The 20,677-nt window shown below is 71.2% G+C and carries 18 protein-coding genes; 7 read left to right on the top strand and 11 right to left on the bottom strand.

Going from position 1 to position 20,677, the window contains the following annotated elements:
- Together AB0C19_RS18275 and AB0C19_RS18280 are read right to left on the bottom strand one after the other, a co-directional pair.
- Nucleotides 1–282: endo-1,4-beta-xylanase (locus tag AB0C19_RS18275; protein ID WP_357186501.1), on the bottom strand; the 282-nt coding region annotated here is incomplete at its 3' end.
- 329 nt (nucleotides 283–611) lie between these two features.
- The gene (locus AB0C19_RS18280) at nucleotides 612–2,387 is read right to left on the bottom strand and encodes a family 43 glycosylhydrolase (RefSeq protein WP_357186504.1); all 1,776 of its coding nucleotides are present in this window, start codon (nucleotides 2,385–2,387) and stop codon (nucleotides 612–614) included.
- 686 nt (nucleotides 2,388–3,073) lie between these two features.
- On the opposite strand from AB0C19_RS18280, the gene AB0C19_RS18285 reads away from it, so the two are divergent.
- From AB0C19_RS18285 to AB0C19_RS18295, 3 genes are all read left to right on the top strand, one after another.
- Nucleotides 3,074–5,407, top strand: coding sequence for a beta-L-arabinofuranosidase domain-containing protein (locus AB0C19_RS18285; RefSeq protein WP_357186507.1), 2,334 nt, complete (start codon nucleotides 3,074–3,076; stop codon nucleotides 5,405–5,407).
- 160 nt (nucleotides 5,408–5,567) lie between these two features.
- Entirely contained in the window at nucleotides 5,568–6,506 is a 939-nt protein-coding gene (locus tag AB0C19_RS18290) for a superoxide dismutase (protein WP_357186510.1), read from the top strand.
- Between the two features lie 132 nt (nucleotides 6,507–6,638).
- Nucleotides 6,639–7,508 carry an endonuclease/exonuclease/phosphatase family protein gene (locus tag AB0C19_RS18295; RefSeq protein ID WP_357186513.1) on the top strand — a complete coding sequence of 290 codons (870 nt, stop codon included), beginning with the start codon at nucleotides 6,639–6,641 and terminating at the stop codon, nucleotides 7,506–7,508.
- Between the two features lie 75 nt (nucleotides 7,509–7,583).
- Here the strand turns inward: AB0C19_RS18295 and AB0C19_RS18300 are convergent, their stop codons facing one another.
- Nucleotides 7,584–8,468: an MHYT domain-containing protein gene (locus tag AB0C19_RS18300; protein ID WP_357186516.1), complete on the bottom strand. Its 885-nt coding sequence runs from the start codon at nucleotides 8,466–8,468 to the stop codon at nucleotides 7,584–7,586.
- 166 nt (nucleotides 8,469–8,634) lie between these two features.
- Nucleotides 8,635–11,436, bottom strand: a complete 2,802-nt coding sequence (locus AB0C19_RS18305) for a DEAD/DEAH box helicase (RefSeq protein ID WP_357186519.1) — start codon at nucleotides 11,434–11,436, stop codon at nucleotides 8,635–8,637.
- 86 nt (nucleotides 11,437–11,522) lie between these two features.
- On the opposite strand from AB0C19_RS18305, the gene AB0C19_RS18310 reads away from it, so the two are divergent.
- On the top strand, nucleotides 11,523–12,293 hold the full coding sequence (locus AB0C19_RS18310; protein WP_238685798.1) for an HAD-IA family hydrolase: 771 nt from the start codon (nucleotides 11,523–11,525) through the stop codon (nucleotides 12,291–12,293).
- A 93-nt stretch (nucleotides 12,294–12,386) separates the two neighbouring features.
- Nucleotides 12,387–13,298, top strand: a complete 912-nt coding sequence (locus tag AB0C19_RS18315; RefSeq protein WP_357186524.1) for an EamA family transporter — start codon at nucleotides 12,387–12,389, stop codon at nucleotides 13,296–13,298.
- Here AB0C19_RS18315 and AB0C19_RS18320 read toward each other — a convergent pair.
- From AB0C19_RS18320 to AB0C19_RS18345, 6 genes are all read right to left on the bottom strand, one after another.
- The gene (locus AB0C19_RS18320; protein WP_357186527.1) at nucleotides 13,261–14,184 is read right to left on the bottom strand and encodes a diacylglycerol kinase; all 924 of its coding nucleotides are present in this window, start codon (nucleotides 14,182–14,184) and stop codon (nucleotides 13,261–13,263) included. The genes AB0C19_RS18315 and AB0C19_RS18320 overlap by 38 nt on opposite strands.
- 138 nt (nucleotides 14,185–14,322) lie before the next feature.
- Nucleotides 14,323–15,273, bottom strand: coding sequence for a twin-arginine translocase subunit TatC (gene tatC, locus AB0C19_RS18325; RefSeq protein ID WP_357186530.1), 951 nt, complete (start codon nucleotides 15,271–15,273; stop codon nucleotides 14,323–14,325).
- 18 nt (nucleotides 15,274–15,291) lie between these two features.
- Nucleotides 15,292–15,606, bottom strand: coding sequence for a Sec-independent protein translocase subunit TatA (tatA, locus tag AB0C19_RS18330; RefSeq protein ID WP_124855346.1), 315 nt, complete (start codon nucleotides 15,604–15,606; stop codon nucleotides 15,292–15,294).
- Between the two features lie 159 nt (nucleotides 15,607–15,765).
- On the bottom strand, nucleotides 15,766–16,011 hold the full coding sequence (locus AB0C19_RS18335) for a hypothetical protein (RefSeq protein WP_357186534.1): 246 nt from the start codon (nucleotides 16,009–16,011) through the stop codon (nucleotides 15,766–15,768).
- A gap of 10 nt (nucleotides 16,012–16,021) precedes the next feature.
- On the bottom strand, nucleotides 16,022–17,077 hold the full coding sequence (locus AB0C19_RS18340) for a YafY family protein (protein ID WP_357186537.1): 1,056 nt from the start codon (nucleotides 17,075–17,077) through the stop codon (nucleotides 16,022–16,024).
- Nucleotides 17,074–18,072, bottom strand: a complete 999-nt coding sequence (locus tag AB0C19_RS18345; RefSeq protein WP_357186540.1) for a WYL domain-containing protein — start codon at nucleotides 18,070–18,072, stop codon at nucleotides 17,074–17,076. Before AB0C19_RS18345 ends, AB0C19_RS18340 begins: the two co-directional genes overlap by 4 nt.
- 117 nt (nucleotides 18,073–18,189) lie before the next feature.
- Between AB0C19_RS18345 and AB0C19_RS18350 the strand changes: the two genes are divergently transcribed.
- Together AB0C19_RS18350 and AB0C19_RS18355 are read left to right on the top strand one after the other, a co-directional pair.
- Nucleotides 18,190–19,194, top strand: coding sequence for a cation diffusion facilitator family transporter (locus AB0C19_RS18350; RefSeq protein ID WP_357186543.1), 1,005 nt, complete (start codon nucleotides 18,190–18,192; stop codon nucleotides 19,192–19,194).
- Nucleotides 19,195–19,243: 49 nt separating this feature from the next.
- Nucleotides 19,244–20,329, top strand: coding sequence for a DUF3866 family protein (locus AB0C19_RS18355; protein ID WP_357186546.1), 1,086 nt, complete (start codon nucleotides 19,244–19,246; stop codon nucleotides 20,327–20,329).
- A 129-nt stretch (nucleotides 20,330–20,458) separates the two neighbouring features.
- On the opposite strand, the gene AB0C19_RS18360 is transcribed toward AB0C19_RS18355, so the two are convergent.
- Nucleotides 20,459–20,653, bottom strand: coding sequence for a hypothetical protein (locus AB0C19_RS18360; RefSeq protein WP_357186548.1), 195 nt, complete (start codon nucleotides 20,651–20,653; stop codon nucleotides 20,459–20,461).
- Nucleotides 20,654–20,677: the final 24 nt, after the last annotated feature.

Consider the following 20,677-nt stretch of genomic DNA (forward strand, 5'->3'; position numbering starts at 1 on the left):
GGTGTACCGGAACTGGCCCTGCTGCGGCTCGGTGGCGTCCCACTTCATCTCGTTCTCGGCCACGACACTGTTGAACTCACGGTTCAAGATCGTCGCGTACACGCTGGTGGACAGCTTGCCCGTCGCGACGGCCGCGCCGAAATAACGACCCTTCTCGGCCGCCGAGGCACGGAGGGTGGTGCCGGCGCTGGCCGAGGTGGTCAGCGCCATCGTCATACCCGCGGCAAGGGCGCCGGTGACCGCGACGGTCACCGCCGCCCGCAGAACTCTTCTGTGCTTCATGCGGATTCCTTCTCTGTGGTGGTGCAGCGATGGAGGCGCAGCGCCCGAATCTGCTCCTGCGACGTTGGCGACGGCAGCACCAATCGCCGTCGCGGCAGCAGTGCGGGGAATCCTGACCCGACGTCCGGCATGCCCTGGGCGGACGTCGCGCTCCGAGGGGCCGCAGCAGGTTCGCCCGGTGAACCACAGGTGCGGCCGCCCTCAACCATCGACTGTGAGCGATAACATGCCGTTCGTCAAGTCGTAACCAGACGCACCGAACACGGGTCGTTCCGGTGGGACACGCGTCGCTGCCGGAGCCGCGCCGAGCACGGCCCCGGCAGCGCCCGTCACTGGAACGAGGCGTCGTCGACGAGGAGACTGTCGGTGCCCTCGGCCGTCTCGACGTAGAAGGCGGCGTTGGTCAGGGTGCCGCTCCACGACACGCTCGCGGTGCCGGTGAGCTGTGTCCAGCCGTTGACGTTCACTCCCACCGCCGGCGTCAGCTGCAGATAGTTCGTCGTGCCGTTCGCGGTCAGCGACAGCGTCGCCTTCGCCGACGGGGTGCCGCTCTGTGCTCGTACCCAGACGTTTGTGGTGTAGCTCTTACCGTTGGTGAGCTTGGCGGCCACGTCCTGACTGGGGCCGTTCCAGGCACCGGTCCGGCCGGTGATCGACAGCGACCCGCTGCCGCCGTGCGCGACTGTGGTGTTCCTGGCGAGCGTTCCGCTGCCGTGCACACCCCAACCCGTCGTGCCGTTCTCCACGTCGCCGTTGGTGATCAGGTTGGCGCTGCCGCCGCCGGTGCCGCTGAACTGCCACCAGTTGATGTTGAACAGGTTGCCGCTGCCGCCGGCGAAGCGCAGGTAGAGATCATGGGTGCCGGTCGCGCCGCTGACCGCGCAGGTGCTGGTGGTCCAGGTCTGCCAGCCGCCGGTGCCACCCACGGTGCAGGTACCAACGGTTGGGCCGGTGGCGCTGTCGAGGCGCACCTCGATCCGACCGCCGCTGGTTGCCGACGCGACCCGGGCGCTGAACGCTGTCGCACCCGCGCCGAACGCGACGCCCTTGACCTTGATGTAGTCGCCGTTCTCGATCCAACCGACGTTCATCCCGCCCTCGCTGGACGCCTCGGTCTCGATCCCCGAGCCCCACGCGATCGTCTCGGCCTCCTGTCGCACGTACGGGTTCAGCGTGCCCACCTGCGGGGCACCGGTGGTCGTCATGGTGATCGTCGGGAACAGGCCACTGCTGGTGTAACTGAACTTCTCCACAGCGACCGAACGGGTGTAACCACTGCCGCCGGGCAACGCCCCGTTGTGATAGAAGAAATACGAACCACCCTGGAAATCAATGACACCAGCGTGATTGGTGAAGCTGGCACCCTGCCGCGGCATGATCGTTCCCCGATATGTCCACGGCCCCGTCGGCCCGGTCGCAGTGGAGTACGCGATGAACTCCGAGCAGCACTCCGCCGCGAACACGTTGTAGTACAACCCGTTGCGCTTGAACACCCACGGCCCCTCCTCGTACAGCGTCGGCCGACTCGCATTACCGTTGCGGGTACCGAATCCCGCCGTCGTGAGTGGAATGCGTGTCGCGCTGCCGGAGAACGAGATCATGTCCGGGTTCAATTTCACGTACCACAGACCCGGGTTACCCCAGTACAGATACGCCTGCCCGTCATCGTCGATGAACGCGTGCGGGTCGATCTCGTTGTTGCCGACCAGTGGTCGACCGAGCGCGTCGCGAAACGGCCCGGTCGGGCTGTCGGCGACGCCGACGCCGATGACCATCTGCCCATTGGAGCGCTGGCGCACCGGCACGTACCAGTAGAACTTTCCGTTACGCGCAACGACCTGTCCGGCCCACGCGTTGGCGTCCGCCCACGCGAACGTCGCCAGATTCATCGGCGATCCGTGATCGGTCCAGTTCACCATGTCGGCGGACGAGTACACCCGCCACTCACGCATTGTGAAATAGGTGGACCCGTCCTCGTCATGGCCGGTGTAGAGGTAGACCCGGCCGTTGTGCACCATGGGCGCCGGGTCGGCGGTGTAGATGTTCTGGACGATGGGGTTGTCGGCCCTGGCCGTACCCGGGATCAGTGCGAGGAGACAGGCCATGCTTGCGAGCCAGGCGATGGCGCGCCTGGTCCGGCGAGCGGCCCGGGTTGCGGTTCGATCCTTCACGTTCACGATTACTCCCACAGAGAGTGCGCCGTGCGCGATGTTGACTGGACGAGCCGCCGCCGTCCTGACGGCCACTCGAACGGGCTTTGTCGTTCAGAAACCGATCATTGACCGGCAGTCGTGTTAGCGCTAACAGCTTTCGGTGAATGCCCCCTCCCCCATCTGACCTGCATTTTTGTGAGGCGCGGGATGACCGTCGTAGCCCATCGCAGCATTGAGGTATCGGCGTTGACATCGAAGATTTACGATGCACGGTACTGAGCGACCGGAGGGGCGTCAACGGCGGAGACATCGAGTCAGCCGTCACGCACGGTAACGCTTCGGTGATCGCGAGCCCGGCGAACGTCCGCTTCGGGCCACAGCCGCCACCGGCCCCGATGGCCCCGGGCCAGGTCGTCGCGGGAATGGGTCGGCGAGGTGCCCCGGGGGTTGCGGGCGTGTTAACGACGAACTATGTTAGCGATCACATCGATGTGCCGCGATAGCGCCAGGGATGGGCACCCGGCGTTCACGGCGACCGCGTCCCACCACCCGCACCGCACCGTCGCCGGCTCTCTGCCGCCGACGATCCGCCGCCATCGATGGCGGCCCCGACGTACCCGGCCACCTGGAGGTTCCCCATGCCACCCCTGCCCCTCAGCCGCCGTCACCTGCTCCAGGCCGCCGGAGCCACCGTGGTGGTCTCCGCAACCGGCGTCGCCGTCTCCCCCGGGAGCGCGTCCGCAGCCGTCGTGCCCCCGGTCCGGTCCGACATCGGCGTCTCGGCGTACGCGTTCGACCCGGGTCAGGTACGACTCAGCTCCGGCCGTTGGATGGACAACCAGACCCGGACGCTCAACTACCTGCGGTTCGTCGACGTCGACCGGATGCTCTACAACTTCCGCGCCAACCACCGGCTGTCCACGAACGGCGCCGCCACCAACGGGGGCTGGGACGCGCCGAACTTCCCGTTCCGGACCCACATGCAGGGCCACTTCCTGAGCGCGTGGGCGTACGCGTACGCGGTGCTGGGCGACACGACCTGCCGGGACAAGGCGAACTACATGGTCGCCGAGTTGGCCAAGTGCCAGGCGAACAACGGTGCCGCCGGGTTCGGCGCGGGTTACCTCTCCGGCTTCCCGGAGTCCGACTTCACGGCGCTCGAGGCTCGGACGTTGTCCAACGGCAACGTGCCCTACTACTGCATCCACAAGACCCTCGCCGGTCTGCTCGACGTCTGGCGCTACATCGGCAACACCCAGGCCCGTACGGTGCTGCTGTCCCTCGCCGGCTGGGTCGACACCCGGACCAGTCGGCTGAGCTCCAGCCAGATGCAGTCGATGCTGGGCACCGAGTTCGGGGGCATGAACGACGTGCTCGCCGACATCTACCAGCAGACCGGTGACAGCCGGTGGCTCGCCGCCGCGCAGCGGTTCGACCACGCCGGCGTGTTCGACCCGCTGGCCAACAACCAGGACCAGCTCAACGGCAAGCACGCCAACACGCAGGTGCCCAAGTGGATCGGCGCGGCCCGGGAGTTCAAGGCCACCGGGACCACCCGTTACCGGAACATCGCCAGCAACGCGTGGAACATCACCGTCGGCGCGCACACCTACGCCATCGGCGGCAACAGCCAGGCAGAGCACTTCCGGCCGCCGAACGCCATCGCCGGCTACCTCAGCAACGACACCTGCGAACAGTGCAACACGTTCAACATGCTCAAGCTGACGCGCGAGCTGTGGCTGCTCGACCCGAGCCGGGCGGACTACTTCGACTTCTATGAGCGCGCGCTGCTCAACCACCTGATCGGCGGGCAGAACCCGGCCGACAGCCACGGCCACATCACCTACTTCACCCCGCTGCGGCCGGGTGGTCGTCGGGGCGTGGGCCCAGCGTGGGGTGGCGGCACCTGGAGCACCGACTACAACTCGTTCTGGTGCTGCCAGGGCACCGGCCTGGAGATCAACACAAGGTTGATGGACTCCATCTACTTCTACAACGGCACCACGCTGAGCGTGAACCTGTTCACGCCGTCGGTGCTGAACTGGACGCAGCGCGGCATCACTGTCACCCAGACCACCAGCTTCCCGGTCAGTGACACCAGCACCCTGACCCTGAGCGGCTCGATGAGCGGGTCGTGGAGCATCCGGGTGCGGATCCCGTCCTGGACCAGCGGCGCCACGATCGCCGTCAACGGCGCTGTGGAGAACGTCACCACCACACCGGGCAGCTACGCCACTGTCACGCGTACCTGGGCCGCGGGCGACACCATCACCGTGCGGCTGCCGATGCAGGTCGCCGTCAAGGCCGCCAACGACAACGCCAACGTCGGCGCGGTCACGTACGGCCCGACGGTGCTGGCCGGCAACTACGGCAACACGGCCCTGAGCACCCTGCCCACCCTCACCGCCTCCTCGATCACCCGGACCAGCACCAGCTCGCTCGCGTTCACCGCCAGCGCGAACGGGTCCACTGTGAACCTCGGGCCCTTCTACGACGCCCACGGCTTCAACTACACGGTCTACTGGAACACCACCGGTAGCGGCGGCGGCAGCAGCAGCTACCGCCTGCAGAACGTCGGCACCGGGCTGGTCCTCGGCGTGCAGAACATGTCCACCGCCGACGGTGGTCTGGCCGTCCAGTGGAGCGACAGCGGCACCGCCGACCACAACTGGGTGGTCGTGACCGACGGCAACGCGGTCCGGTTCCGCAACGTCCACAGCGGCAAGGTGCTGGGTGTGGAGAACATGTCCACCGCCGACAACGCACGGGTCCTGCAGTGGGCGGACAACGGCACCGCCGACCACCGGTGGATCCTCGTGGACAACGGCGACGGGACCTACAAGATCCGCAACGTCAACAGCAACAAGCTGCTCGGGATCCTGAACGGGTCGACCGCCTGGGGAGCACAGGCCGTGCAGGATCCGGACAACGGCAGCGCTGACAACCGGTGGAGGCTGGTCCGCAACGCCTGATTTCCGCCCCGCTCGACGGGCTCACCGGCGCGGCCACCCGAAGGCCGCGCCGGTGACGCCGGGCGGGCGCCCGCCAACGGTCGTACAGTGGGGAAGGTCCTGGCCCCAGTGAACGTGGCGGACGTGTCGGCTCGTGCCGCTTCCGCCCGGAAGGAGCACAGTGAACCGCCCCCTCCGCACCACGCTCGGCGGGGCGTTGACCGCCGCCCTGCTGGCCACCGTCGCCGTCGCGCCGGCGCAGGCGCACCCCGCAAACCGGCCGCCAACCGTCCTCGCCCTCCCCGACGGGTTCCAGCCCGAGGGCATCGCCACCGCCGGCCGGTACGCCTACTTCGGCTCCCGCGCCACCGGTGCCATCCAGCGCGTCGACCTGATCACCGGACGGGGCACGACGATCGGCGCGGCCACCGGCACGCCGTCGCTCGGCCTCAAGGTCGACCCACGTGGCCGGCTCTTCGTCTCCGGTGGCACGGCTGGCGACGCTCGCGTGCTCGACACCCGCACCGGCGAGGTGCTGGCCCGCTACCAGTTCGCCACCGCCCCGACGTTCGTCAACGACGTCGTGCTGACCCGCGACGCGGCATACTTCACCGACTCGAACCGACCGGTGCTCTACCGGCTGCCGCTCGGTCGCCATGGGGCGCTGCCGCCCGCCGACGCCTTCACCACGATCACCCTGACCGGCGCGTACGAGCAGGTCGGCACGGGGGTGAACCTCAACGGCATCACCACCACACCGGACGGCCGGGCGCTGATCGTCGTCCAGTCCACCACCGGCACGCTGTACCGGGTCGACCCGGCGACCGGCGCGAGCACCGCCGTGGACGTCCCGGGCCACACCTTCACCAACGGCGACGGCCTGTTGCTGCTCGGCCGCACCCTCTACGTGGTGCAGAACCGCCTCAACCAGATCGCGGTGGTCCGGCTGAACCACTCCGGCACCGCCGGAGCGCTCACCAGCACCATCACCGATCCGAACTTCGACGTACCCACCACGGTGGCCAAGGCGCTGGGCCGGCTCTACCTGCCCAACGCCCGCTTCACCACACCGCCGACCCCCACCACGCCCTACACGGCCGTCGCGGTCCGCGCCCACTGAGCGACCCGAGGGGGTACGCGCCGCGCGTACCCCCTCGGCACCAACGCTCCGGATCTGAACAGCCGGTTCGGCCGCCAGTAGGATCACTGGCACCTCGGCGACGACTGTCGCCTCGTGCACCCCGGAGTCCGTGTGGCCGCCCGTCCGTACCGGTTCCTGCGCCGAACCCTGGCCGTGGTCTGTCTACTCGCCGCCGCCGCACTCCCGGCCAACCGGCCGACCACATCGCCGTTTGCCGGGGACGCCGCGCAGCCCACCGTCCTACGGATGCTCCAACTGAACCTCTGCAACAGTGGCCGCGCCGGCTGCTACAGCGGTCGAGCGATGGCCAGGGCCGCCGAGGTGATCAGCATCGAGGCGCCCGACCTGGTCACCCTCAACGAAATCTGCGCCGGTGACGTGTCCGACCTGCAGAGCGTGTTCCAAACCGTTCACCCAGGGCGGACCGTCGTGGCCGCGTTCCAGGCCGCCGGTGACCGCCCGAGCGGCGACGACACCCGCTGCCGTAACGGCCAACGGTTCGGCATCGGGCTGCTGACCCACGTGCGGACGCCAACCACCCCGCGCACCGTGTACGCCGGAACCCACCCGACGCAGGACCTCGCCGACCCCGAGGAACGTGCCTGGCTCTGCGTCGACGTCGACGGCGCCCTGCTCGCCTGCACCACGCACCTGTCAGCCACCGGCTACCGCGTCGCGCTCACCCAGTGCGACCACCTGCTCGACACCATCCTGCCGACGATCAGCCGCAACGCCGGGTACGCGCCCACAGTGCTCGGCGGCGACCTCAACCTGCGCGCCGGCACCGACCCCGACGTACGGTCCTGCACCCCGCCGGGCCATCAGCGGGTCGACGACGGCCGACTGCAACACGTCACGGCGACCACCGACATCACCCTCTGCTGTCGCAGCCTGGTGCCCATGCACGGGACGACCGACCACCCCGGGCTGCTGGTCGCCCTCACGATCGACAGCAGCCGACCCGGCCGACGGCCAGCCTGATCCGCCTCCGTACCGGGCGGAGGCGGCCGGATCTATGAGGCCGTCAGCAACACGGCGCGGGCCGGCCGCACGGCGTCAGCGCGGCGGCGTGTCCCGGCGGGACGGGAACGGGGTACCGGGCTGGCCGAGGGTGGAGCGGGCGCGCAGCCCGACCGGGTCCGGAGCAGCGGTGGGCGCCGGGGTCGGTGGCTCCGAGAGCCGCCGTCCGTCCAGGTACGCGGCGGCGGCCCGGTCGTCGTCGGTCGGAGCGGCGAGCAGCGCGTAGAGCAGACCGACCACCCCGAAGATCACCGCCAGCACGATCGGCACCAGCAGGGTGCTCACCCCGGCGCCGGTCACCTCACCCGCCCGTTCGTGGCGGTGCACCGACAGGGCGCTCATGCCGGTGAAGTGCATCCCGTTGACGGCGACCCCCATGACCAACGCGGAGGCGAAGATCGCCAACCCCCGCCGGACGGTCATCGCGAGCCACAGCGCGACGGTGGACGCCACCACGGCGATTACCACCGAGAGCACGACCCGGACCGTGTCGTAGCCGAGGCTGCCGTTGAGGCGCATGGCGGCCATGCCGGTGTAGTGCATGGAGGCCACGCCGACGCCGGTGAAGATACCCCCGGCGATCAGGCGTACCGGATTCAGCCGGCCGGTGCCCACGATCGCCAGGCCAATACCGACCGCCACCACGGCGATGGCCGTGCTGGCCGCGGTCAGCGGCACGTCGTAGCGGATCCGAGTGTTCTCGACGGCGAAGCCGAGCATGGCCATGAAGTGCATGGCCCAGATGGCGGTGCCGCCCAGCGCCCAGGCCGACAGCAGACCCCACCACGCCCGCTGGCCGTTCGTCCGGGCCGTGCGGATGCGCCCGGCACAGACCAGACCGAGAATCGAACCGAGCACGGACAGCGCATAACTCAGCGCGGGCGTAATCCACCCGTACTCAAAGTGATTGATCTCCGCCACGGCGGCTTTCTCCCCATTCGTTACCGACGCGTCAACAAGACGCCTCGGCAATGATCAGGGGTGCTGTGATCAGGCGCAACAGTGCCCCCCGGGCTATCCGAGGGGTGCCGTTGCGGTAACCGTCCGCTGCGTCGATTTCACCGACGAAAATGACTGAGCGTGACTATTACGCTGACGTGTGGTACGCGAGAACGCCTCGATTGACCGCCGCTATAGCCTGTCGAGCCGTCGACCGCAGCTCCGTTGTGGCACCGCCAGAGTCGGCAATCTGACCGAGCAGGTCAACGACCTGTCGGGCCCACCGGACGAAGTCACCGGCCGGCATCTCACCATCGATCTCGTGACCGCTGCCGAGCACCTTCGCCAGCGCCTCGCCCCGGGCCCACCGGTAGACGGGCCAGGCGAAACCGAGATCCGGCTCCCGGGTCGCCGTCAGCCCTCGCGCCGCCTCGTCGGCCTCGATCTCCCCCCACAGCTTCAGCGTCTCGTCCACCGCGTCGGCCACCGGCCCGCGCGGCAGCGACGCCCGCTCGTCGACATCGCGGCGCGCCTCGAACACCACCACTGACACCGCAGCGGCCAGCTCGGCCGGGGACAACCCGTTCCACACCCCCCGGCGCAGGCACTCGGCGACCAGCAGGTCCGCCTCGGTCCAGATCCGGCCCAGCATCCGACCGGCGTCGGTGACCGCGCCGTCGCGGGCAAGGTAGCCGCGCTCGGTCAGCAACGCCACGATCCGGTCGAACGTTCGCGCGAGGGACCCCGTACGACCACTGACGCGCTCGCGCAGCTCATCGGTGTCGCGCTCCAGCCGCCGACGCCGCTCCGCCCAGCGGGCGTGCTCCTCCCGCTCGGGGCAGGCATGGCAGGGGTGGTGACGCAGCTCGGTGCGGAGCTGGGTGATCTGGTGGTCCTCGCCGGTCACCTGCCGGGAACGGCCCCCGCGTCGGCCACCGTGCCGATCCAGGCCGGTGCCGCTGACCTCGGCGGCGAGATCCCGCCGGGCTCCCGGGGACCGGTGGTTGAAGTGCTTGGGCACCCGGATCCGGGCCAACACCTCGGCCGGAGTGGTGAAGTCGCCGGGGCTGACCCGCCCGGCCCAACGGTCCTGGGTGAGCACCAGCGGCCGGGGCTCACCGAACCCACCGGTCGCCGGGTCCAGCACCACGGCCAGCCCGGCCCGCCGGCCCGACGGCACCCGGATCACGTCGCCGACCCGCAGCCGCTCCAACGAGGCCACCGCGGCGGCCTTGCGCTGGGTCTGCCCCTGCCGGGCGATCGCCTTCTCCCGGTCGGCGATCGCCACCCGCAGCGCGAAGTACTCGTCGAAGTCGCCGTGATGGCAGGCGGCCTCCGCGCCGTACGCCTCGATGGTCTCGGTGTTGCGCTGCACCTGCCGGGCCAGGCCGACCACCGACCGGTCCGCCTGGAACTGGGCGAACGAGGACTCCAGCAGGGCTCGGGCCGGCTCCGCGCCGACGGTGCCGACCAGGTTCACCGCCATGTTGTACGACGGCCGGAAGCTGGAGCGCAGCGGATAGGTGCGGGTGGAGGCGAGCCCGGCCACCTGCCGTGGGTCGGTCTCCGGGGACCACACCACCACGGCGTGCCCCTCCACGTCGATGCCTCGACGGCCGGCGCGCCCGGTGAGCTGGGTGTACTCCCCCGGAGTCAGGTCGACGTGCGCCTCGCCGTTGTACTTGACCAGCCGTTCCAGCACGACGCAGCGGGCTGGCATGTTGATGCCCAACGCCAGCGTCTCGGTGGCGAAGACCGCCTTGACCAGGCCGCGGACGAACAGCTCCTCGACGATCTCCTTGAACACCGGCAGCATGCCGGCGTGGTGGGCGGCCAGGCCGCGTTCCAGGCCATCCAGCCACTCCCAGTAGCCCAGGACCGACAGGTCCTCGCCGGGAATGGCGGTGACCCGCGACTCGACGACCCGGCGGATCTCGGCCCGCTCCTCCGCCGAGGTGAGCCGCAGCCCGGCCGCGAGACACTGCTGCACCGCGGCGGCGCAACCGGCCCGACTGAAGATGAACAGGATCGCCGGTAGCAGACCTTCCCGGTCCAGTCGGTCGACGATGTCCGGGCGCAACGGGCCACGCCAGCGCGGGCCGCGCCGGCCGGCACCGGGCCCGGCGCTGCGCCCCTCACCCAGCTCCAGCCGCCGCGCGGTCTCCCGGGTGTAGCGCAGCAACTCCGGGTGCACGTCGTGCTTGCGGGCGGCGTCGGCGTCGTGGAACAGGTCGAACATCCGCTTGCCGACCAGCATGTGCTGCCACAACGGCACCGGCCGGTGCTCGCTGACCACCACTGCCGTCTCGCCGCGCACGGTGACCAGCCAGTCGGCGAACTCCTCGGCGTTGGAGACGGTCGCCGACAACGAGACCAGGGTGACCGAGGCGGGCAGGTGAATGATCACCTCTTCCCAGACCCCACCGCGGAACCGGTCGGCCAGGTAGTGCACCTCGTCCATGACCACGTACGCGAGGCCCTGGAGGGTGCTGGAGCCCGCGTAGAGCATGTTGCGCAGCACCTCGGTGGTCATCACCACCACCGGCGCGTCGCCGTTGATCGCGTTGTCACCGGTCAGCAGGCCGACCTGCTCGGCGCCGTAGCGGGCCACCAGGTCGTGGTACTTCTGGTTGGACAGCGCCTTGATCGGCGTCGTGTAGAAGCACTTGCGTCGCGCCGGTGGGGTCGCCGCGTCGACGGCGGGCACCGGGTCGTCGGGTCGCCCCCGCAACGCCAGGTGGACGGCGAACTCCCCGACCACCGTCTTGCCGGCGCCGGTGGGAGCGCAGACCAGCACACCGCTGCCCCGCTCCAGCGACTGGCACGCCTCCCGCTGGAAGTCGTCGAGGTCGAACCCCAACTCGAGCGCGAACTCGTCCAGCGCCGGAAACTGTGCGGCTTGTGCGGCCTTGCGGCGCGCCGCTGCGTACCGCTCGGCGGGGCTCGACATGGCACCAAGATTAGTGCGTGCCGCGTCATGTCACCCCACAAGGCCGTCCGGAGGCGCGGTCGGGGGCGGTCGGTAGGGTGCACGGCGTGCCGGACCATGCCGAACCGCCCCAGACCAGTCCGCCGGGCACCGCTGAGGCGCCCGCCGCCCGCCGGGCGTCCCGACGCCCTGTCAAGGCGGTGCTCTTCGACTTTCACGGCACCCTGGCCCAGGTGGAGGACCCCCAGCGGTGGGTGCTGGAGGCCGCGGCGGCGTGCGGCGTGACCCTGGACCGGGTCCGCGCCACCTCGCTGGCCGACCGGCTGCTGACCGCCGGACGCGCCGGCGGGCCACTGCCGGCACGGGTGCCGCCCCGACTCGCCGAACTGTGGGCAGACCGGGACCTCTACCAACACGCCCACCGGGGCGCGTACACCGGGTTGGCCGAGACCGTCGACGCCGGCATCGACGGCTTCGCCGACGCGCTCTACGAGCGGCTGCTGACCACCGAGGGCTGGCTGCCGTACGCCGACACCACCCCCACGCTGACCGCGCTGCGCGACGCCGGGGTGCCGGTGGCGGTGGTCAGCAACATCGGCTTCGACCTGCGGCCACATTTCGACGCCTGGGGGCTGACCGACCTGGTCGGCGCGTTCGTGCTCTCCTACGAGGTGGGGCGCTGCAAACCCGACCCGGCGATCTTCTGGCGGGCCTGCGGCATGCTGGGCGTCGACCCGGAGCAGACCCTGATGGTCGGTGACACCCCGGCGGACGCGGGCGCGGTGGCCGCCGGCTGCTCGGTGCTGGTGCTCCCGGCAGCCGAGCCGGGCCGGGAGAACGGGCTGGGCGCCGTCCTCGACCTCGCCCTGCCAGCCTGAACGACACCGCCCGATCCGTGCTGTGCCCACCGTTGGTCACAGCGGTGGGCACCGCCGCCAGGTAGCCGGAGCTGAGCGCCTACCGTCGTGCCCGTGACCGAGATCCTGCTGCCCACGCCCCGGTCGGGCGAGACACGACCGGCCCGGCGCGGTGGCGTCGCCGCCGTGGGGCTGGTGCTCGGCGGGGCCCTGTCGGTGCAGTTCGGCTCCGCGGTGGCCGCGTTGCTCTTCCCGCGTACCGGAGTGGCCGGCGCGGTGACCCTGCGGCTGACCATCTCGGCGGTGCTGCTGCTCGTGGTGTGCCGGCCCCGACTGCGCGGACACGACCGGTCGGCCTGGCTCACGGCCGGCGCGTTCGGGCTGGCGCTGGCCGGCATGAACTCACTGTTCTACCAGGCCATCGAACGCATTCCGCTGGGCCCGGCGGTGACCCTGGAGGTGCTCGGCCCCCTCGCCCTGTCGGTGTTCTCCGCCCGCCGACCGGCCAGCTGGGGCTGGGCGGGTCTCGCACTGGCCGGGGTGGCGCTGCTCGGGCAGGGCGGCTTCGACAGACTGGACCCGGTCGGGGTGGCCTTCGCGTTCGGCGCGGGCGCCATGTGGGCCGCGTACATCGTGCTGAGCGCCCGGGTCGGCGGCCGATTCCCCGGCGCGGACGGGCTGGCCCTGGCGCTGACCCTCGCCGCGCTGGTCACCCTGCCACTGGGCATCGTCGACGGCGGCGCGGTGCTGCTCGACCCGCCGGTGCTGGCGCTCGGCGCCGCCCTCGCGGTGCTCGCCTCCGGGCTGCCCTACACCCTGGAGCTGCTGGCGCTACGACGGATGCCCACCGCCACCTTCGCGGTGCTGATGAGCCTCGGCCCGGCCGTCGCCACGCTCGCCGGGTGGCTGGTGCTGCGGCAGGAGCTGACAGTGCTGGAGTGCGCCGCCATCGTGCTGGTCATCGCCGCCAGCATCGGCGCGGTACGGGTCAACGCAGCAGCCGCAGGGCGCCCGGAACCGCGCTGATCGTCACCGGCAGCCGCAGGGAGCGCTCCCCGTCGGCGTACGAGGTGATGCCCTCGGCGGCCAACTCCACTGTGCGGGCCCGGAAACTGCGCACCAGCGGGTGGCTGACGTGGGTGCCCTGGTAGATGCGCGGCTTAACCCGGACCAGGGTCCGCCGGTTGACCCGACCCGCCACCACCACGTCGAGCAGTCCGTCGGTCGGGTCCGCGTCGGGGCAGATCCGCATCCCACCGCCGTACGTGGGGCAGTTGCCCACCGCCACGAGCACCGCGTCCAGGTCGTGCGGCACCCCGTCCAGGCGCAGCGTGTAGCGGCGTGGGCGCAGCCGAGCCAGCTCGACCAGGATCGCCAGGTCGTATCGACGCGGGCCGCGTGGCCAACGCATCCGGTTGGCCCGCTCGTTGACGATCGCGTCGAACCCGGCCGCGAGGACCGCTCCGTACCAGCGCTCGACGCCGTCGGCCCCGACCATCCGGGCCAGGTCGACCGGTTGACTGCGGCCGTCGCGCACCGCCTCGGCGATCACCGCCGCCGCGGCGAGGGGGTCGGCCGGGAAGCCGGTGTCCAAAGCGAAGTCGTTGCCCGTGCCGGCCGGGATGGGGCCGAACGGCACGGCGGTGCCGGCGACAGCCTGCAACGCCCGGTGCACGGTGCCGTCCCCACCGACCGCCACCAACGCGCCAGCGCCGTCGGCGACGGCGGCCCGGCACGCCGCCTCCGCCTCGGCGGGGCTGGACGCCGGCAGCAACCGGATCGGCCGTCCGGCGGCGGCCAAGCCGTCCAGCAGCCGGGGCAGCAGCGCGCGGTGCCGTCCACGACCGGCGGTCGGGTTGGCGAGCACTGCGACCGGGCCGGGCAGGTGATCGTCTGCGGTCACGGGCAGCACCGTACCGGTCGGACACCCGCCGTTCACCAGGGGCAGGCGCCGTCACCATCAGTTCCGCCGCCGACGCACGAGGTGACGCGACGACGCCGCCCCCGGTGAACGGGGACGGCGTCGGTGGACCGGCCGGCGCGGGGCCGGTCAGGTCATGTCGTCGTAGCGGCGTTCGATCGGCGCCGGTGGGGCGACCGGTTCGGGTACGCCGATCGGCGCAGTCGAGTCGACCCGCTGCCCGGCCACTACCGGGTCCGCGTCGAAGTCCAACGGCGACACCTCGTCGTCGTCGATGCCGGCGTAGATCTCCTTGCCGCGCCCACGCCGCTTGTCGTTGAGGAAGGCGATGCCCACCGCACCGAAGTAGAGCGCGGAGAGGCAGATCGCCAGGGCCGTCATCCCGAACGGGTCCGGGGTCGGGGTGACCACGGCAGAGAACGCGAAGAACACGAAGATCGCCACGCGCCACCAGCTCAGCAACCGCTTCGCGCTGGCGATGCCCACGAAGTTGAGCATCAGCACGACAAGCGGGAACTCGAAGGCCACACCGAACAACAGGATCAGGTTGGTGACGAAGGAGATGTACTTGGTGATCTCCAGGGTCGTGCTGATCTCGCTGTCCGAGATGCTGAGCAGGAACTCCAGGCCCTTGGCCGTGACGAAGTACGCCAGCACCGCACCGGCCGCGAACAGCGGCGCGGCGAGGGCGGTGAAGAAGTACGCGTAGCGCCGCTCGTGCCGGTGCAGGCCGGGCGCGATGAACGCCCAGAGCTGGTACAGCCAGATAGGCGCGGCAACGATCAGACCGACCCAGAGCGCGACCTTCAGGTTGAGCAGGAACAGGTCGGCCGGGCCGAGCTGCACGAACTCACACTTGCCGTCGACATACCTGGCCTGCGGAAGGTCACAGTAGGGCTGCTGGAGCAGGTGCAGCACCGGCTTGGCCAACCAGAAACCGAAGCCGAACCCGATCAGGATCGCCACGGACGCACGGAACAGACGATTACGTAGCTCACGGACGTGCTCGATGAGCGTCATCGACCCGTCGGCGGCCCGCTCGAACGCCTTTGGGCCGCGTTTACGCAGTGCGAAGGCCACGGGAGTGGGGCCCTTCGGTCAGTTGTCGCGGACGCGGTGCACCGGGTCGACGACCGGCTGCTGCGGCGGCGCCTGCTGGTACGGGGCCTGCTGCGGCTGGCCGGCGTACGGCGCCTGCTGCCCGGCGTGCGGCGGCAGCGGCTGGTAGCCGGCCTGCGCGTCGGCCTTCTCGGCGAGGTCGCGGTCGTCGTCCTGCAGGCTCTTGGTCTCGGCCTTGATGATCCGCAGCGACCGACCCAGCGAACGGGCCGCGTCGGGGAGCCGCTTCGCACCGAAGAGCAGGATCAGCACAACCACGAGAACAGCGATGTGCCACGGCTTGAGGGCACCCATGAGAAGCTCCAGTCGCTCTGTGTCCGGGGGGTGGTACGCAGCCCATCGTACGTGCGGATCGGCTGCCCGCCACCCGCTGGGTGGTGGTGGTCTGGGCGGGAGGGTGAAGTCTTGACCAACCCGCGATGATCCGTCAACCACCGCCGGGTGCGTACCCGATCAGCCGCGCTTGGCCTTGATCACCGCGAGTCGCTGGTTGGTGGTGTCGAGCCGACGTTGGACGTCCTCGGCACGCTGTTGCAGCGCCTCGGCGGTTTCCCGCAGCGCCTCGGCCTCGACGGCCCGCCGCTGCAACGCCACGGCGGCACGGCGCAGTCGGGGCAGCCGGGCGAGCACCGGGCGCACGGCCAACGCGAGCGCCACGAGGGGTAGCAGCACCACCGCGAGCACGATCCAGATCAGCACGGCGGTCAGCCTACTGGGTGCGGCCGGCCACCGCCGGGTCACCCGACGGTGCGCGCTCCCTGTCGACCTCGGGCGGCCGGGGCACTGCCGTGGGCGCGGGCACGGCGTACGCGTCCAGCGCGGCGGCCGCTGTCGCACGCACCTGCTCGGCCAACTCGACCGGGGCGACCACCGTCACCTCCGGGCCGAGGCCCAGCACGAACCGGCGGGCCCACAGCAGGTCGGTGACCCGCAGGGAGACGAGCCACTGGTCGCCGTCGCCGGCCTCCACCCGCTCGCACGGGTAGTACTCGGTGATCCACCGTTCGCCCCGACCGATGCGCAGGGTGATCAACGGGAGGTCGGCCGAGGGGCGGAACACGCCCTCGGTGAGGTCGTGCGGGACGGCCTGCGGCGGCACCATGGCCGGCTCGTCCAGTTCGGTGACCGCGTCGATCCGGTCGGCGCGGAACAGACGGACGGCCTCCGCGCGCCGACACCACGCCTCGACGTACGCCCGGCCGCCGACCATCAGCATGCGCAGCGGGTCGATGACGCGCTCGGTGGTCTCGTCCCGGGCCGCCGTGTAGTAGGTGATCCGCAGGGCCTTGCCGCCCTCCACGGCGGCGCGCAGCGCCTCGACCCGTGGGGTGTCCCCGGGCAATCGGACCGCCACCGGCGCGCCCACCAGGTCGCCCGCGGCTTCGATCTTGGCGAGGGCCCGTTCGACTGCCTCCCGGTTGGCCACCCCGGGCGTCTCGGCCAGCATCCGCAGCGCCACCACGAGGGCCAGGGCCTCGTCGGGGGTCAGCCGCAACGGCCGGTCGATGCCGGCGTCGTAGGTGATCGTCACCCGGTCACCGTCGAACGCCATGTCGATCAGGTCACCGGGGCCGTACCCGGGCAGCCCGCACACCCAGAGCAGCTCCAGGTCCTCCCGGAGCTGACGCTCGGTGATGCCCAGGTCACCAGCCGCTTCGGCGATCTCGATGCCGGGCCGGGCCAACAGGTAGGGCACCAGGTTGAGCAGTCGGGCCAGCCGGTCGGCGGACGCGCGGGAGCCGTTGCGGGCGGCCGGGCGGGTCACCGGGCACCCCCGCTGACGGCCAGCTCGTCGTGGCGCACGGCGATCTCCTTGAGTCGTTGGATGACCGCCTCGCGGACCTCCGGTGGGTCGAGGACCCGCACGTCCGGGCCGTAGCCGACGAGATGACCGGCCAGCCCCTCCGGGTCGGCGTACGGCAGGACCAGCCGGTCACCGTCCGGCCCGGCGGTCACCTCCACCGCCCACCGGCGCAGCCCGGCGGCCCGCCCGGGCGCGGCCAGCACTGTGGCCCGGCCGGTGCGCTCCACCGGACCGGACCAGCGGGCCACGTGGCTGATCAGGTCGACGTTGGCCGGCGGCTCGTACGCGCCGGGGGCGCCGGTCACCCGGACCGCGCCGACGACGCGGGACAGCCGGAAGCAGCGGGTCGCCGCCCGGTCCTGGTCGTGGCCGACCACATACCACCGGCCACGCCAGCAGACCACGCCCCACGGTTGCAGCCGCCGCCGGCTGGGCGCGTCACGGTCGGGCACCCGGTAGTCGAACCCCACCTCGCGGCGGTCCCGGGCGGCGGCGGTCAGCGGCGCGAACGCCGGGTCGACAGTGACCATCGGCTCCAGGCCGAGGGTCGCCTGCGGGTCCACGTCCACCCCGGCGGCACGCAGCTTGGCCAACCCCGAGGACGCGGCGGCGGCCAACCCGGCGTGCTGCCACAGCCGGGCGGCGATGCCGACAGCGGCGGCCTCGTCCGGCTCGAGGAGGATGTCGGGCAGCGCGTATTCACGGTGGGCGATCCGGTAGCCGGGCTCGGCGTCGAAGGCGCTCGCCGTGCCGGTCTCCAGTGGCACACCGAGCTCGCGCAGCTCGGCCTTGTCCCGCTCGAACTTGCGCTGGAACGCCTCATGGTCGCGCGCGTCGTCCGGATCGTGCTCGTAACCGGGCACGGTCGCGGCGATCTGCGCGGCGGTCAGAAACCGTCGCGTGGACAGAAGGCAGATCACCAGGTTGACCAGGCGTTCGGTGCGGGTCCGCGACACGCGGTAGACGCTAGCAGCCGACCCGCCCACACCGTGCACCCACGCGGGCGTGCCGCACACTTGTTCGGATCGTGCCTCCTCCGGCGCGTCGCCGCCCGCGGTCATAGGGTGATCCTCATGTCGCAAGCGGAGGCCAGGCCCGAGAGTGAGAGCGTCGGCACCGTCGTCGTCGCCGGCGCCGCCAACCTCGCCATCGCGGTCGCCAAGCTGATCGCCGGGCTGATCTCCGGATCCGCCGCGATGCTCTCCGAGGCGGCGCACTCGATCGCCGACACCACCACCGAGGTGCTGCTCTTCCAGGCGCTGCGCCGCGGCGCCCGCCCGGCCGACCAGCGACACCCCTTCGGGTACGGCAAGGAAAGCTACGTCTGGGCGTTCTTCGCCGCCATGTTCACGTTCGTCGCCGGCGCCGGTTTCGCCGTCACCCACGGCGTCACCACGATCCTGGTGCACGAGCACAGCGGTGACTACCTCATCTCGTACGTCGTGCTCGGGGTGTCGTTCGTCATCGAGTCGATCTCACTGGCCCGGGCCGTGCGGCAGGTCCGCCGCGAGTCGCGACGCTGGCGGACCACTCCTCGGAGGTTCCTGCGGCTGACCGCCGACACCACGGTCAAGGCGGTCTTCCTGGAGGACAGCGCGGCCCTGATCGGTCTGGTGCTGGCCGGGCTCGGCGTCGGCCTGTCCCACGCCACCGGCGACGAGGTGTGGGACGGCGTCGCGTCGATCCTGATCGGGCTCCTGCTGCTGACTGTCGCCGGGGTCCTCGCCGGCAACAACCTGTCGCTGCTGGTCGGCCGGGCCGTCCCGGAGCGGCTGCGCCACGAGATCGAGCAGGATCTGGCCGGGCTGCCCGAGGTGGAGCGCATCGACACACTGTTGACCATGCAACTCGGCCCGCAGGACATCCTGGTCGCCGCGAAGGTCGACTTCCGCGACGAGGCCACCGGCGCGCAGATCGAGGCCACCGCCGACGAGGCCGAGCGGCGGCTCACCGACCGGTACCCGGAGATCCGCTTCGTCTTCCTCGACCCGACCCGTTCGATGCCCGGCGCCACCGGCACAGCCCGGCACACCCAGGCCGGGCCGAGCCCGGACGCCGGCGGCCCCGAGCCGACCTGACCCACACCCGGACGCGGGCCGCCACGTCCGCGCGGCTAGCGTGCCCGTCATGGTGCGATGGCGTACGGGGACGGTGGCGACGCTGCGACGGCAGTGGACCGGGGCGGTGGAGCTGGACGTCGACCTGCCCGACGGCACGCGGATGCGGGCGCTGGCCTACCCGGAGCTGGTCGGCACGCCCGAGCCCGGCGACCGGGTGCTACTCAACGCCGGCGCGCTGCTGATGGGGTTGGGCACCGGCGGGTACGCCCTGGTGGTAGCCCTGCCGGACCGGCTGCCGCCGGACCCGCCGGACGTCGCCGACACCCGCGACGCCGGGCACCTGGTCAAGGCCCGCTACACGCCGTTGCAGCCCATCCTCCTCGGCGTCGACGAGGAGGCCTCTCCGCACCGCGACGTGCTGGCCGACGCGGACGACCTGGGCGGTCTGCCGGTGATCACCGCCGACCTGCACTCGGCGCTCCCGGCGATCCTGGCCGGCATCCGGGCCGACGCCCCGCAGGCGCGGGTGGCGTACCTGCTCACCGACGGCGGGGCGCTGCCCGCCTGGTTCTCCCGCACCCTCGCCGGGCTGCGGGCCGAACTGGCCGGCACGATCACCGTCGGGCAGGCGTTCGGTGGCGACCTGGAGGCCACCACAGTGCACGGCGGTCTGCTCGCCGCCCGGTACGTGCTCCACGCGGACGTGGCGATCGTGGCTCAGGGACCGGGCAACCTGGGCACCGGAACCCGGTGGGGCTTCTCCGGCGTCGCCGTCGGCGAGGCGGTCAACGCGATCGCCACGCTGGGCGGGAAGCCGGTCGGCTCGTTGCGCATCTCCGACGCCGACCCCCGCCCCCGGCACCGGGGCGTGTCGCACCACAGCCTCACCGCGTACGGTCGGGTGGCGCTCGCCCCGGCGGAGCTGGTGGTGCCCGAGGACCTGGCGCCGTCGCTCGCGGCCGAGGTGGACGCGGCGCTGGCGCCCCTCGCGGCCCGGCACCGGATCGTCCGGGTTCCCACCGACGGGTTGGACGCCGCGCTGCGGGCCAGCGCCGTGCCCCTGTCCACCATGGGCCGTGGCCTCGACGCCGACCACGCGTACTTCCTGGCGGCAGCAGCCGCCGGCCGCCACGCGGCAACCCTCCTCCCCTGACCCCGGACCCCGGACCCGCACCCGGTTGATCATGAAGTTATTGCCCGTCGCCCCGGCGTGTCATGGCAATAACTTCATGATCAACGCGAGCTGAGGCGGGGTGGGGGGCGGGGGTGGGGTGGGGTGGGGTTAGGCCAGGAAGATCAGGGCCAGCCAGCCGCCCACGATGAGCGCCAGCGCCAGGGCCAGCACCCACGTCGGCACTGTGTAGTCACCGCGCCGGTTACGGTCGATCTCGGCGCGGATCTTCTCTCGCCGGCGTTCGATCCAGTTCTGCCGCTCGGTGCCGCGCTCGGAGCGGTCGGAAGGTCCAGAAGTCGTCATGGCGCGCTCAGCTTAACCGCTCAG

This window comes from Micromonospora sp. NPDC048842 (genome assembly GCF_040649935.1).
Lineage (GTDB): Bacteria > Actinomycetota > Actinomycetes > Mycobacteriales > Micromonosporaceae > Micromonospora > Micromonospora hortensis.